Here is a 13,866-nt window from a genome sequence, read left to right as displayed (position 1 = left end):
CAACCCTCGATTCGCGGGTTGAAGACCTAGCGGCCTCGCTGGATGGAATGCCGCCGGAGCAAAATCAGGATCACGATCTCCGCTTCAGGACATAGCTGTCCATGATCCAGCCGTGCCGCTCACGCGCCTCGCGTCGCGCGGCGACGATGCGAGGGCCCACCTCTGCCAGTTCCCCCGCCATGACGATCTGATCGGGCATGCCGAGATAGGCGCCCCACCAGATTTGCAGCCCCGCAGGATCCAGCGTCTGGAAAGCGGCGCCGCCGTCGAGCATCACGACCACGGTGTCGACGCCGGGCGGCCAGCCGCCCTCGCGCAGCCGCCGGCCGGTCGTCACAAGAAACGGCTCGCCGATCTCATTGAGCGGCAGCGCATGCGCCGCGCACAGCGCCTGGATCGACGTGATGCCGGGGATCACCTCGATCGATGGCAACGGATCGAGCCGTCGCGCAATCCGCAGGCTCGAATCGTAAAGCGAGGGATCGCCCCAGATCAGCAGGGCGACGCGTCCCTCCCCGCCGAGATGGCGCGCGATTTCCTTCGACCACGTCGCGGCGATCGCATCGTGCCAATCGTCCACGCCCTTGCGATAGTCCTCCTCACCGGCGTCACGCACCGGCAGGTCGAACTCGGCAATGCGTGTGCGGTCGTTGCTCAACGCTTCCGCGCAGATGGTGCGACGCAACTCGGCGAGATCCGACTTCGCCGTCCCCTTGCGCGGGATCAGGATCAGGTCGGCGGCATTGATCGCGGCGGTCGCAGCGAAAGAGAGCTGCCGGGGATCACCACAACCGATGCCGATCAGAGACAGCGTCAACATAGCCGCGTCACCCTCGTTCCGGCGCCAGCGCACCGAACAGGATAACGGCAGCCGCCGTGGCCGCGCCAGCCTGCGTGAGCTGTTCGGCCAGCGCTGCGATCGTGGTGCGAAGCAGCCGCTCGTCGGCGTGGCCGAGCGATTCCGCCAGCAGTGCGGGCGTGTCGGGCGCGAGGCCGTGCGCGATCAGCCTTGCGGCCAATGCCGGGAAGGTCCGCCGCCCCATATAGACGACGGTGGTCGCTTCCGGATCGGCCAGCGCCGCCCAGTTCAGGTCCGCAGGCAATTCGCCCGTCACATCGGCGCCGGTGACGAACTGGACCCGGCGCGAGGTCAACCGGCGCGTCAGCGGAATGCCGGCCTGCGCGGCGGCAACCGACGCCGAGGTCACGCCGGGAATGATCTCGTAGCCGATGCCGGCCACGCGCAGCGCTTCGATCTCCTCCTCGAGCCGTCCAAAAATACCGGCGTCGCCGGATTTCAGCCGCACGACCCGCACGCCGGCGGTGGCATAATCGACCAGCAGCCGGCTGACATGGTGCTGCTTCGCCGACAGGCGGCCGGCGCGCTTGCCGACCGCGACGAGATTGGCGCCGGAGCGCGCGAGATCGAGGATCGCGCCCGAAGCAAGATCGTCATAGAGCACCACATCGGCCTCGCGCAGCCGCGCCGCTCCCTTCATGGTCAGGAGTTCGGGATCGCCGGGACCGGCCGAGACGAAGGAAACGAATCCGCTCACCGGTCCTCCGCAATCAGATGGAAGAATGTACCCGTCGCACAGCCGCGCCGCGATCCGGTCTCCGCAACGATCGTACCAGTCGCATCACGCACCACCGCGAGCGGCGTGTCGGGCTGCGCGATGATCGTCGAATAATGAAACTCGTGGCCGCGCAGGCGTGCGCCTGGGCCGTGGCCGGGCATCGGTGCGGCGAGCTCGGCGAGCCGGTAGCCCAGATGCATGCGGCGCTTGGCATAGCTCGTCTCAAGGCCGAGCAGGCCCGCCATCTCGTGGCGCACGCCGTCGGCGTCGGTCAGCGCGGCGCCCAGCACCATGTAGCCGCCGCATTCGCCGTGCACCGGCCGCGTCGCGGCGAAGGCGCGGAGCCGCCCGAAAAATCGCCTGTTGGCCGCAAGTCGGCCGGCATGCAGTTCGGGATAGCCGCCGGGCAGCCAGCACACATCGGCGTCCGCGTCGGGGCCTTCGTCCGCAAGCGGCGAGAACGTCACGATCTCAGCGCCGGCCGCTCGCCAGGCTTCCAGCATGTGCGGATAGACGAACGAGAATGCGGTATCGCGCGCCAGCGCAATGCGCTGGCCGGGCGGCGTGATGTCCGGGCTGGGCACGGCGGATTGCGGCGACCAGACCTCGGCCGATTTCAGCACGGCGTCGAGATCGACATGCTCGGCGACGAAGCGTGCGGCTTCGTCAATCAGACCGTCGATTTGCGCTTGCTCTTCGGCCTGCACCAGGCCGAGATGACGCTTCGGCAAGGCGATCTCGGCGTGGCGCGGCAGCGATCCCAACACCGGAATGCCCGCGCCTGCCATGGCATTGCGCACCAGGGCTTCATGCCGCGCGCTCGCGACGCGATTGAGGACGACGCCGGCAAGCCGAACGCCGGCGCGAAAATCGCGCAATCCCGCCGCGACCGCCGCCGCGGTCTGCGCCTGACCAGAGGGATCGATCACCAGCAGCACCGGCCATCCCATCATCCCGGCGATGTCGGCGGTGGCGCCGGTCCCCGAGACGCCCCGCGCGGCGACGCCGTCGAACAGTCCCATCGAGCCTTCCGCCAGCACGAGATCGGCATGCGCGCCGCGGCCTGCCAAATGCGCGATGGCTTCGCGCGCCATCGCCCAGCTATCGATGTTGACCGACGCGCGTCCCGTGGCGACCGCGTGAAAGGCGGGATCGATGTAGTCAGGCCCGCTCTTGAGGCATTGCACCCTCACGCCGCGATTGCGATAGGCGCGCGCCAACGCCAGGGTCAGCGTCGTCTTGCCGACACCGGATGCCGGCGCGGAGATGACGAGCGCCGCGGTCATTGCGATGATTCCGGAAAATGCGGCGCCGCCCCGACCGGACGGTAGCGACGGTCGTAGTCAGCTGCATAGAGACGGCTCTCGGCGAATTCGTCCGCGCCGAGCGTCTTGCCGACCAGAATGAGCGCAGTGCGTTCGAGCTCGGGGCCGACGGCGGTATCGAGCGTCGCGAGCGTGCCGCGCACGATGCGCTGGTCCGGCCAGCTCGCGCGCCAGACGATCGCAACCGGGCAATCCGCGCCGTAGTGCGGCGTGAGCTCGGCGATGACCTTGTCGAGCAGATGGATCGAAAGATGGATCGCCAGCACCGCGCCGGTCGCGGCAAAGGCTGCGAGCGTCTCGCCATCAGGCATCGCGCTCGCCCGGCCCGGCGTGCGCGTCAGCACCACCGATTGCGCAAGGCCCGGCAGCGTGAGCTCGGCCTCCAGCGCCGCCGCGGCTGCCGAGAAGGCCGGCACCCCGGGCGTGACCGAATACGGAATCCGCAACGCGCGCAGCCGGCGCAGCTGCTCGCCCATCGCCGACCAGATCGAGAGATCGCCCGAATGCAGCCGCGCGACGTCCTTGCCCTCTGCATGCGCGGCAGCGATCTCGGCGATGATTTGGTCGAGCGAGAGCGGCGCGGTGTTGACGATGCGCGCATCCGGCGGACAATGCGCCAGAACACCCGATGGCACCAGCGATCCGGCATAAAGACAAACCGGGCACGAGGCGATGAGATCGCGCCCGCGCAGGGTCAGCAAATCGGCAGCGCCGGGTCCTGCGCCGATGAAATGCACCGTCATTCGCCGTCTCCTTCCGCGATCGCCGCAACGGCCATCCGGTCCGGTGACGCGGTCCTGATCGAGATCAGGCGCGCACCGCGCCCTGCTGCAGCGATCGCCGCAGCTTCGGCGACCGAGCCCGTTCCGAATCTCGCCTCGATGAACTCGGATTGCGTTGCAGTCTTTATTTCAGCCAGGACCCCGGCGGGAATGCTCAGGACCGGCAGCCCCAATTCCCGCGCCAAGTCCCTCAATGCCGCCGCATCGGCCTTATCACTCACCGTTGCAATTGCCGCAAGGCTGTCGGAACCGCCTGCCGCGTCGAGTGCGTCGCGCAAGGACGCGACACTGGCATTGCGCCTGAATCCGAGACCGGCGACTTTCATCGGAGCGCGCTCCATTGCACGATCGGCCGCGCGGCCTTCCAGGCGCGATAGCGGCCCAATGGCTCGGCCTGCGCGATCTCGAGGCGCATCAACTCGCCGCCATGACGCCGGTGCAGATCGGAGAGCAGCGCCTCTGTCTCCAAGGTCACCGCATGTGCGACCAGCCGCGTGCCCGGCGCGATCCGCGACCAGATCGCATCGAACATCGCGGCGTCGAGGCCGCCACCGATGAACACAGCGTCAGGCGCGGCGAGGTCCGATAAAGCGCCGGGGGCCTCGCCTTCGATGATCGTGATCCGATGCGCCAGGCCGAAGCTCGCCGCATTGCTGCGGATGTTGGCGGCGCGTTCGCTGCGGGCTTCGACGGCGATCGCCATCCCTCCACACAGCGCCCACTCGATCGAGATCGAGCCCGAGCCCGCGCCGACATCCCACAGCCGCTCACCGGGCCGCGGCGCGAGCGCCGACAGCGCAAGCGCGCGGACCGGCCGCTTTGTCATTTGCCCGTCATGCACAAAGAGCGCATCGGCAAGACCCGAGCTGCGTGCGATTCCCTGCGCTCCCCGCGCCTCCAGCGCGATCGCGATCAGGCTCTCGCCTGAATCACCCGCATACGAGTCGGCGCGATGCTGCGTGATGGATTCACGCGGTCCGCCAAGCGCCGCAAGCGTCCATATTGCCGACGCCCCCCAACCACGCTCCGTCAGCCAGCGCGCAAGGTCGGAAGCTGCCTTGCCGTCACGCAGCAGGCAGATGATCCGCGCATCGCGCACTAGATGCGGCAACAGCCGCTCGAACGGCGCGGCATGAAGACCGAGACAGACAGCATTCTCGATACGCCAGCCCAAACGAGCCGCCGCCAGTGAGAACGTCGACGGCGCGGAGTGCGCGACCCACTCACCGGCCTGCAGCTTCTCGACAAGGCTTCCGCCGACGCCATGCCAGAACGGATCGCCCGACGCGAGCACCGCCGTCGGACGGCCGCGACAGCTCAGCACGATGTTCGCATCGAACGGCACCGGCCAGGCACGGCCACGGTCGGCGATGCCGGCGAGCGCGAGGTGCCGTTCGCCGCCGAAAACTGTTTCGGCTTCACGGAGCGCCTTTCGGCTTGCATCGGAGAGGCCGGCAAGGCCATCTTCGCCGATGCCGATGATGGTCAACCACGGATTACCCATGATGCGTGCCCTGATCCTGGGCGGAACGGCCGACGCCAATCTGCTCGCCGCTGCGATCGCAAGCGCGGGGATCGACGCGGTCTATTCCTATGGCGGCCGCACCCGTGCGCCGGCTGACCAGCCATTGCCAGTCCGCAGCGGTGGTTTCGGCGGCGTCAGCGGTCTTGCCGACTATCTGCAACGCGAAGCCATCACGCATGTGGTCGATGCGACGCATCCCTTCGCGGCCGAGATGAGCCGCAACGCCATCGCGGCGTGCGCGCAGACCGCAACGCCGCTGCTCACGCTCGAACGCGCGCCCTGGGACAAAACCTCCGGTGATCGCTGGATCGAGGTCGCGGACGTCGTATCCGCAGCCGCGGCCTTGCCGGACAGCCGCGCCAGCGTGTTCCTCGCGATCGGCCGCCAGCACGTCGCGCCGTTCGGCGCCCGGCCGCAGCATGCCTATACATTGCGGTTCGTCGACCCGCCCGAGCAAGCGCTTCCATTGCCCGATGCCGACGTCATTGTGTCGCGCGGCCCCTTCACGCTCGAGGGTGAGCTCGCGATGATGCGCACGCGTCGCGTCGAATGGATCGTCGCCCGCAACTCCGGCGGAACCGGCGCGCGCGCCAAGATCGACGCCGCCCGCGTGCTCGGCCTTCCCGTCATCATGATCACACGGCCGTCGCTGCCCGACCGGCCACGGGTGGAAAGCGTGAGCGAGGTGATGCAGTGGCTCGGTCATCGAACCTGCCTCGGCGCGTAGACCCAGCGGCCGACCCGCCGTGTCGCCGAATTGCCGACGATCACGAGCGTCCGCATGTCGGCCATCTCCGGCCTTGCGTCACGCAGTTCGACCGTCTCGATCCGCTGCTCGGGCGTGCTGACGGCGCGCGCGAACACCACGATCCGCTCGTCACAGCCGGCCTCGCGCAAGATCTCGAGCGCGCGCCCAAAACCTTCCGGCCGGCTGGCCGAGCGCGGATTGTACATCGCGATCGCGAAATCCGCTTCGGCCGCAAGCCGCAGGCGCTTCTCGATCAGCGGCCATGGCTTGAGATTGTCGGAGAGGTTGATCGCGCAGAAATCATGACCGAGCGGCGCGCCGGCGCTTGCCGCCGCCGCCAGCATCGCCGTCACGCCGGGCAGAACGCGAATCGGCAGGTCGTGCCATTGCGGCGCGTCCTCCAGCGCTTCGAACACGGCCGATGCCATCGCAAACACACCGGGATCGCCAGAGGAAACCACGACGACGTGGCCCCCTTCCGACGCGAGCCGCAGCGCGGCAGCGGCGCGCTGCAACTCCACGCGATTATCCGAGGGATGCAGCGTGAGCCCGGCGCGCGGCGGCACGCGGGTCACATAGGGCGCATAGCCGACGATGTCGGTCGCAGCCGCGAGCGCAGCAGCGACCTCCGGCGTGATCAGCGCCTCATCGCCCGGTCCGAGCCCCGCGATGGTCAGCGTGCCGGTCATTGCGCGGCCTCCCTTCGCCGTCCCTGCCCGTGCACCAGCACGATCGCAAAATACGGACAATCGGCCTCGCCGACATCTGCAAGCCGTGCGACGCGCTGATCCGGCATGGTGCCGCGTTCGACCAGCCACGCATCATCGAGGCGCCCCGCGGACGCCAGCGCGCGGCGAATCTTCGGAAGATTGCGACCGGTCTTCATGACGACCAGCGCGTCGGAGCTGCGCATCCGCTCGGCGAGCTCCGCTTCCGGCAGCGTCCCCATCAGAACGGTCGTCACATCGTCGGCCAGCGCAATCGGCTGACCCACCGAATTCCAGCAGCCGACCATGCCGGGAATGCCGGCGATCATCTCGATCTCGACACGCCCCTGCAGCCGTGCATGCAGATGCATAAATGAACCATAGAAATAGGGATCGCCCTCGCAGAGCACGACGATGTCGACCGCGCGCGCAAATCGCGCCAGGCGCTCGGCCCATTCGTCATAGAAGTCGGCAAGCAGCCGCGCATAGTCCGGACTGTCGAACGCGATCCCGGTGGTGACCGGATATTCCATCGGATATTCGTCGACGTGAGCGGCGAGCAAGCCTTCGACAATGCGGCGAGCCTGCCCCGGCTGGCCCTTCTTGCGAAAATAGGCGACGTGCTTCGCGGCACGCACAACGCGGTCGGCGCGCACGCTCATCAGGTCCGGATCGCCTGGGCCGAGGCCGCAGCAGATGATACGTCCCATCGCTATTCGCTCCGGCTCGCCAGCGCATTGACGGCGGCAACCGTGATCGCCGAACCACCGAGCCGTCCCTCGACCGTCAGCGCCGGCGCGGGGGGCTCAGCCATCAATGCCGCCTTGGATTCCGCCGCGCCGACAAAGCCGACCGGACAGCCGATGATCGCCGCCGGCCGTGGGCAATCACCATCCTCCAGCATGTTGAGCAGATGAAACAGCGCCGTCGGCGCATTGCCGATCGCGACGATGGCACCGGCCAGATGCGGCCGCCACAGCTCGAGCGCTGCCGCGGAGCGCGTGTTGCGCATCGATTGCGCAAGCGCAGGTACCTTGACATCGCCGAGCGTGCAGATCACGGCATTGCCGGCCGGCAGCCGCGCGCGCGTGATTCCCTCCGACACCATGCGCGCGTCGCAGAGGATTGGCGCGCCCTCCTGCAAGGCGGCTCGCGCGCGCGCAGCCATGCCTGATGTGAAGCGCACATGCGCTTCCAAGCCTACCATACCGGCGGCATGGATCATGCGCACGACCACCGGCTCTTCGTCTGGCGTGAAGCGGGCAAGATCGGCCTCGGAGCGGATGGTGGCAAAGGACTGGCGATAGATCGCCGCGCCATCGGTCTCGTAGACGCGCGGCATCAATGGCCTCCCGTCAGCACGGTAGGATTTGCGACGAGGTACGAACTGCTCAACCCTCGGAGGACCGGCGCATCCCGCGTCGTGCTGCGGCGGATCAGATCAAAGCCCTCGTCTGTCGCAACGAGGGTAACATCCGCAGAACCGGAATGGGCGCAGCCCTTGGCGCAGCCGGAGACGTGAAGCCGCGCATCGGATGGAATATGCCGCGCGAGCGCCGATGCCAGCATACGCGTGTCCGCATGCGCATCGCCGCAGCGCGGTGCGCCGCTGCAGGCGACCACACGAAGCCTCGGATCGCCGGCATCAGTCACGAGGTCCGCCCCACCGGGCATCTCGCGCATCCCCTCCACCAGCATCATCCGCCACGGTGTCATGCGGAGAGCCCGCGCGCAGCCGGCGAGATCGTTGAGCGTCTGGTGCGGGATCTGCCCGAAGGCGACGCCAACCATCGCGCCCATTGGATAGATGCCCGGCACTGGACTCGACGATTGGCCGACGGGTTCGGCATCACCGCGAAGCGACTGCGGCAGGCTCGCGCCGCCGGCGAGATGAGCCGCCATCCGTCGCCGCTCACCCCTGGTTCCGCCGGAGGTGACAAACCATTCGGCCAGCGCCAACGCGACCTGAACGGCCTCGCTCCGCATGACCGAGAGCCCGCGCTGCGCGCCATCGGCCCGCACCAGCAGTCCCCGGCCGCGATCGCGCTCGATCCTGATATCGGCGGACGCATCCGCCAGCATCCGCGCATTGCCATCGTCGATTGCGAAGCCGAACTTGGTTGGAAGATCAAACGAGGCACCGGCTAGCCGCTGCTCAAGCTCGGTCGCAAGCGAGCGCGTCTCGTCGGCGACAGTCCAGAACGGCGTCACCAGAATGTTGCGCTGCGCCTCGGTATTCGAGTCCGTGTCCAGCAACCCGAGTTCAGCGAGCCCATCGACCAGGGGCGGATAAGCTTCATCGCTGACGCCGCGAATCTGGAGATTGGCGCGGCTGGTCAGGTCGATCAAGCCGTTGCCGTATCGCGCCGCCAGCCTGGCGATTCCCGCTGCCTGCGCCGCGTCCAGCCGTCCGCCGCGCGGGCGAATGCGCACCACGAGGCCATCGCCTGATAGCATCGGCCGCAGCGCGCCTGGACACCAACCCTTGACCGCAACCGCGCTCATGAGGCCTCCTGCAGCGCAGCCGCGATCGAATTGCGCCGCGTCTGCCAGAGCGAGGCTTCATGCAATCTCGCGAAGCAGGTTTCGATCGCAGCCAGCGCCGCCGGGTTCTCGCGCGCCATGAAGCCGCGAACCTCGTCATTGCCGAGCGTCGCATCGTAGTAGAGATCGAACAGATGCGGCGGCACCGCGCCGGCAAGATGGGCGAACGCCGCCATGTGCTCCAACGTCGCTGTGATTTCGGCGGCACCACGGAAGCCATGGCGCATCATGCCCGCGATCCAGGCAGGGTTGGCCGCGCGCACTCGCACCACCCGTGAGATTTCCTCGGTCAACGCCCGGGCATGCGGCTGATCCGGCCGCGTCGCATCGAGGTGATAGAGCGATGGGGCTTTCGTGCCAAGGCGCCGGGCCGCCGCCGCGATGCCCGCCTCGTGCGCGGCGTAGTCGGCCGCCAGCAGCAGATCGGTCTCCGGCAGATCCTGGGTGTGAACAAAACTGTCCGCAGCCGCGAGCCGCGCCTCGATGCCGGCGCGATCGGGCCGCATCTCGCCGTCGGATGCGAGAGCCCACGACGATGCCGACAACCAGGCTTCGCCGGCCGCCTCGCGCGCCTCCGGTGTGAAGACGTCGGGGACCGACGAAATGCCAACGCCATAATGTCCGGGGCGAGGACCGAACACGCGCGCGATGCGCTGCCGGTAAGGATTCTCGTCCGCCTCGTCGCTGCGTTCGGACAACGCCTCCGCCGCGGCTTCGAATAACTGGGCCAGCCCTGAGAAGACGTCGCGGAACAGCCCCGACACGCGCAGCGTGACGTCGATGCGCGGCCGGCCGAGCTCTGCCGGCGCGATGATGTCGTAACCCGACACCCGCCCCGAGCCGTGATCCCAGCGCGGCGCGATGCCCGCGAGATGCAGGGCCATCGCAAAGTCCTCGCCAGCGGTGCGCATCGTCGAGGAGCCCCAGAGGTCGACCACGAGTCCCTTCGGCCAGTCGCCGTGATCCTGCAAATGACGGCGCAGCAGCTCTTCAGCAAGCTTCACGCCTTGCGCATGCGCCGACGGCGTCGGCACCGCGCGCGGATCGACCGCAAACAGATTGCGCCCGGTCGGGAGCACGTCGCTGCGCCCGCGATAGGGCGAGCCCGACGGCCCCGGCGCAACACGCCGGCCGGCGAGCGCGCCAAGCAACGCCTCCTTCTCCGCCTCACCGCAAGCGCCCTGCCCGAACACATGCAGGCCGTCGCCGAACTGGCTTTCCTTGAGGTCGCAGACGAAACGATCGATCTGCGGAATGGTCTCGGCCGCGGAGACCGACGCGGCGAGACCGAGATCGTCCTCCAGCCCGGCGATGCGCGCTTCGTCGCGGATCGCGGCGATCAGGCGCTGCCGCCGCGCCGGATCGAGACCATCGGCGGTCGAATACTCATCGAGCAAGCGCTCAAGATTGCGCAAGCCTTTGGGGACCGCGGCCTGTGCCAGTGGCGGCGGCAGATGACCGATCGTCACGGCACCGATCCGGCGCTTGGCCTGCGCCGCCTCGCCGGGATCGTTGACGATGAAGGGATAGACAACAGGCAGATCGCCGATCAGCGCCTCCGGCCAGCATGCGGGCGACAGCGCAACCGACTTGCCGGGCAGCCATTCCAGCGTTCCGTGCGCGCCGATGTGGACGACGGCATCGATGGCCTGCCGCCTGAGCCACAGATAGAACGCGACATAGGCATGGCGCGGCGTGCGCGCCAGATCGTGATAGTCGGCGCCGCGCTGTCCCACCTCACCGCGCTCCGGCTGAACGGCGATGACCGATTTGCCGCAGCAGATCGCCGCGAAATGAAATGCGCCGTCACGGCAATCGGGATCATCTTCCGGCGCGCCCCATGCGCGGCTGAGATCGTCCTGCAGCAGCTCGGGAAGGCCGGAAAGCGCCGCACGATAGTCGGCGACGTTCCACGTCAAATTTCTGCGCAAAAGAATGTCGCCCAGCGACTCCACCGGCTCAAGGTCAAATCCCGCGCCCGCGAGATCAGCCAGCATCGCCCCGACCGACGCCAGCGCATCGAGTCCGACGGCATGCGCGATCTGATGCGGGCGGCCGGAATAGTTCGAGAGCACCAGCGCGAGCCGCTTCTCCTGTGCCGGCTTGCTGGCAAGCCGATGCCAGGCGGCCACGCGTGCGGCAACTGCAGCGACGCGCTCGGCATCCGGTCGATGCGCAAGATGCGCGAATTGCAGCTCAAGATCGCGCTCACCAGGCGATTTGAAGCTCACGACCCCTGTGAACAGGCGGCCGTCGACCTCCGGCAGCACCACATGCATCGCGAGATCGCCGGGCGAGAGCCCGCGGAGCGACAAGGCCCAATCCTCGCGCCGCGCGGTCGACAGCGCGACCTGGAACACCGGGCATGATGCAGCGTCGAACGGCGTCGTGCCGTCGTCACCGGCCGCGGAAAACGCGGTCGCATTGACGATCGCCGCTGGAGCGCATTGCGCAAACTGAGCGCGCAGCCAATCGGCCACGCCCGCCGCCTTCAGCGAGGTGACGAACACACCGTGGGCATCAAAGCCCCTCTCACGCAATGCATCGATCAATGCATCGACCGGCGCCGTATCGCCTGCCGCGAGGTAGGAACGATAGAACGTCACCAGCACGCGCGGCCGGCCGTCCGGTGCCGGCAACGCCGTGATGGCACCGCGCCGGGAATCGTAGACGCCGATCTCGGGAAGATCGATCTCGCCGACCACCGGCCCGGCATAGAGTCCGGACGCCAGCGCCAGTTGCGCGATCACGGCCTGCGCGGCAACCGGGCCGCCCTTGTCGCACAGCACCTTCAGACGGCGCAGCGTCGAGACCGGCAAGGTCGAGAATTCATCGAGCCGCAGATCGTCGCGGCCATCCGCCGGCAGCACCACCAGGGCAATGCCGCGCTCCTTCGCCAGCCGATGCACCGCGGCCAGCCCGTATGACCAATAGGGCTCGCCGCCGATCAGCCGCACCAGAATGCCGCGGGCGTGCGAGAGCGTCCGCTCGATATAGGTATCGACCGACAGCGGATGGCGCAGCTCCGCGAGATTGGCGAGCCGCAGCGACGGCAGCGCAGCACGGCCGCGCCGCCAGCCGGCCGCGAAGGCAGCAAGATCGCTGTCGGAAAACGACAACACCACGAGATCGGCCGGATCCTGGCCGAGGTCCCTTGGCGTCGCGGTCTCATCAAGGCCGCGGCTCTCGCGGAAGACGACGTGCATCAGACACCAAGCCGTGCCCTGATCGCGGCTTCATCGATGTCGGCATGTTCGCCGATCACGACGAGCTTCGACTGCCGCGCCCGGGCGCCCCAGGGCATGTCGAACTGATGCCGCACCCGCTCGCCGACCGATTGCACCAACAGCCGCATCGGCTTGCCTTCGACCGCGATGTAGCCCTTGGCGCGCAGCACGTTCTGCTCGCGCGCCAGCCCCTTGATCGAGGCGACCAGCGCGTCGACATCCGAAACTTCCGGAAGATCGATCACGACGGAATTGAAATCGTCGTGCTCGTGTTCCTCCTCGCCATCGTGATGCGACGGCCGCGCCGCGAGATCGCTTTCCGCCGCCGCCCCGAGCCCGAGGATCACGCGCGCGTCGATCGTGCCGTCGACGACGGGCAACATCGGCACCTCGCGCGGCATCTCGGCCGCGATCACCTCTTTCGCTGCCTTGATCCCCTCCGCCCCCGCGAGGTCCGCCTTGGTCAGCAGCACGATATCGGCACATGCGATCTGGTCCTCGAACACTTCCGACAGCGGCGTCTCGTGGTCGAGATTGTCGTCCGCCGCACGCTGCGCATCCACCGCGGCCGGATCAGGCGCAAAACGGCCGGCGGCGACGGCCTCGGCGTCGGCGAGCGCGATCACGCCGTCGACCGTGATCCGCGAACGGATCTCCGGCCAGTCGAACGCTTTCAGCAGCGGCTTCGGCAGCGCGAGCCCGGAAGTTTCGATCACGATGTGATCGGGCTTCACGTTCCGCGCCAGCAACTGCTCCATCGCCGGGATGAAATCGTCGGCGACGGTGCAGCAGATACAGCCATTGGCGAGTTCGACGATGTTCTCGGCCGGACAATTGGCGTCGGCGCACGACTTCAGGATGTCGCCGTCGACGCCTTCGCTGCCGAATTCGTTGACCAGCACCGCGAGCTTCTTGCCGTTGGCATTGCGGATCAGATGCTGGATCAGTGTCGTCTTGCCGGAGCCGAGAAAGCCGGTCACGACGGTGACCGGAATTTTGGCGAGCGTGGTCATTCTGCGGCCTCCGGCACGACGGGAAGAGGTGGAATGCGGGCGAGCGATTGCTTGCGGAAGATTTCCGGACGGCTGCGCCACGGCACGATGCCGTCGGGCGCCGCCGCATAGGCGGAGGCACCGGCGATCACATCCGCGGCATTATCAGCGGACAGTCGGCCGTAGACATAGGACCAGCGCCCCGGCGCGCTGAGCGCGACCGAGCAACCCTGGCTGCAGGCCGACAGGCATGCGACGGGAACCAGATTGACGTCATCAGGCACGCCGGCCTCGACAAGCGCGGCATGCAGGCGTGCACCGGGCGCGAGCTCACCTTCCGCCGGCGTCTGGCCGGCGCGGCAGGTGATGCAGACATGAAGTGTAACGCTCATCGCCCTTCCTGGATTGACAGCGGGAAGCGATGAGGCACACGAACCGA

Annotated in this window: 14 protein-coding genes; 1 reads left to right on the top strand and 13 read right to left on the bottom strand. The window is 67.9% G+C overall.

Annotated elements, in window-relative coordinates; all coding sequences use genetic code 11:
• Window positions 1–70: 70 nt before the first annotated feature.
• From cobF to cbiE, 6 genes are read right to left on the bottom strand one after another with little or no spacing between them, the layout of a single operon-like run.
• Window positions 71–820 carry a precorrin-6A synthase (deacetylating) gene (gene cobF, locus ACVMB1_RS07120; protein WP_456814218.1) on the bottom strand — a complete coding sequence of 250 codons (750 nt, stop codon included), beginning with the start codon at window positions 818–820 and terminating at the stop codon, window positions 71–73.
• A 7-nt stretch (window positions 821–827) separates the two neighbouring features.
• Window positions 828–1,556, bottom strand: coding sequence for a uroporphyrinogen-III C-methyltransferase (gene cobA, locus ACVMB1_RS07115; protein ID WP_253587288.1), 729 nt, complete (start codon window positions 1,554–1,556; stop codon window positions 828–830).
• Window positions 1,553–2,863, bottom strand: a complete 1,311-nt coding sequence (locus ACVMB1_RS07110; protein WP_456815922.1) for a cobyrinate a,c-diamide synthase — start codon at window positions 2,861–2,863, stop codon at window positions 1,553–1,555. The genes cobA and ACVMB1_RS07110 overlap by 4 nt, the downstream gene beginning before the upstream one ends.
• Window positions 2,860–3,645 (bottom strand): precorrin-4 C(11)-methyltransferase, encoded by a 786-nt coding sequence (gene cobM / locus ACVMB1_RS07105; RefSeq protein ID WP_229189273.1) that lies wholly within the window; start codon window positions 3,643–3,645, stop codon window positions 2,860–2,862. The genes ACVMB1_RS07110 and cobM overlap by 4 nt, the downstream gene beginning before the upstream one ends.
• Window positions 3,642–4,010 carry a cobalamin biosynthesis protein gene (locus tag ACVMB1_RS07100; RefSeq protein WP_057015941.1) on the bottom strand — a complete coding sequence of 123 codons (369 nt, stop codon included), beginning with the start codon at window positions 4,008–4,010 and terminating at the stop codon, window positions 3,642–3,644. The genes cobM and ACVMB1_RS07100 overlap by 4 nt, the downstream gene beginning before the upstream one ends.
• Complete coding sequence (gene cbiE, locus ACVMB1_RS07095; protein ID WP_456784439.1) at window positions 4,007–5,188, bottom strand: precorrin-6y C5,15-methyltransferase (decarboxylating) subunit CbiE; 1,182 nt, start codon at window positions 5,186–5,188, stop codon at window positions 4,007–4,009. Before cbiE ends, ACVMB1_RS07100 begins: the two co-directional genes overlap by 4 nt.
• Here cbiE and ACVMB1_RS07090 point away from each other — a divergent pair.
• Window positions 5,187–5,936: a cobalt-precorrin-6A reductase gene (locus ACVMB1_RS07090; protein WP_057015897.1), complete on the top strand. Its 750-nt coding sequence runs from the start codon at window positions 5,187–5,189 to the stop codon at window positions 5,934–5,936. The genes cbiE and ACVMB1_RS07090 overlap by 2 nt on opposite strands.
• Here ACVMB1_RS07090 and cobJ read toward each other — a convergent pair.
• From cobJ to ACVMB1_RS07055, 7 genes are read right to left on the bottom strand one after another with little or no spacing between them, the layout of a single operon-like run.
• On the bottom strand, window positions 5,912–6,646 hold the full coding sequence (gene cobJ, locus ACVMB1_RS07085; RefSeq protein WP_456784438.1) for a precorrin-3B C(17)-methyltransferase: 735 nt from the start codon (window positions 6,644–6,646) through the stop codon (window positions 5,912–5,914). The two genes, ACVMB1_RS07090 and cobJ, sit on opposite strands and share 25 nt — an antisense overlap.
• A complete protein-coding gene (locus ACVMB1_RS07080) occupies window positions 6,643–7,374 on the bottom strand; it encodes a precorrin-2 C(20)-methyltransferase (protein WP_456848346.1) in 732 nt (243 codons plus the stop codon). The genes cobJ and ACVMB1_RS07080 overlap by 4 nt, the downstream gene beginning before the upstream one ends.
• 2 nt (window positions 7,375–7,376) lie before the next feature.
• Window positions 7,377–8,006, bottom strand: a complete 630-nt coding sequence (locus ACVMB1_RS07075; protein ID WP_456784436.1) for a precorrin-8X methylmutase — start codon at window positions 8,004–8,006, stop codon at window positions 7,377–7,379.
• Window positions 8,006–9,169 (bottom strand): precorrin-3B synthase, encoded by a 1,164-nt coding sequence (gene cobG, locus ACVMB1_RS07070; protein WP_456814215.1) that lies wholly within the window; start codon window positions 9,167–9,169, stop codon window positions 8,006–8,008. Before cobG ends, ACVMB1_RS07075 begins: the two co-directional genes overlap by 1 nt.
• Entirely contained in the window at window positions 9,166–12,414 is a 3,249-nt protein-coding gene (gene cobN / locus ACVMB1_RS07065; RefSeq protein ID WP_456814214.1) for a cobaltochelatase subunit CobN, read from the bottom strand. Before cobN ends, cobG begins: the two co-directional genes overlap by 4 nt.
• On the bottom strand, window positions 12,414–13,448 hold the full coding sequence (gene cobW / locus ACVMB1_RS07060) for a cobalamin biosynthesis protein CobW (protein WP_057015891.1): 1,035 nt from the start codon (window positions 13,446–13,448) through the stop codon (window positions 12,414–12,416). Before cobW ends, cobN begins: the two co-directional genes overlap by 1 nt.
• Window positions 13,445–13,819 carry a DUF1636 family protein gene (locus ACVMB1_RS07055; protein ID WP_028331460.1) on the bottom strand — a complete coding sequence of 125 codons (375 nt, stop codon included), beginning with the start codon at window positions 13,817–13,819 and terminating at the stop codon, window positions 13,445–13,447. The genes cobW and ACVMB1_RS07055 overlap by 4 nt, the downstream gene beginning before the upstream one ends.
• Window positions 13,820–13,866 lie beyond the last annotated feature (47 nt).

The sequence above is a fragment of the Bradyrhizobium sp. USDA 4504 genome, from assembly GCF_054063995.1.
The sequence above is the reverse complement of the archived record's forward strand: the minus strand, read 5'-3'. Positions and strand labels throughout refer to the sequence as shown.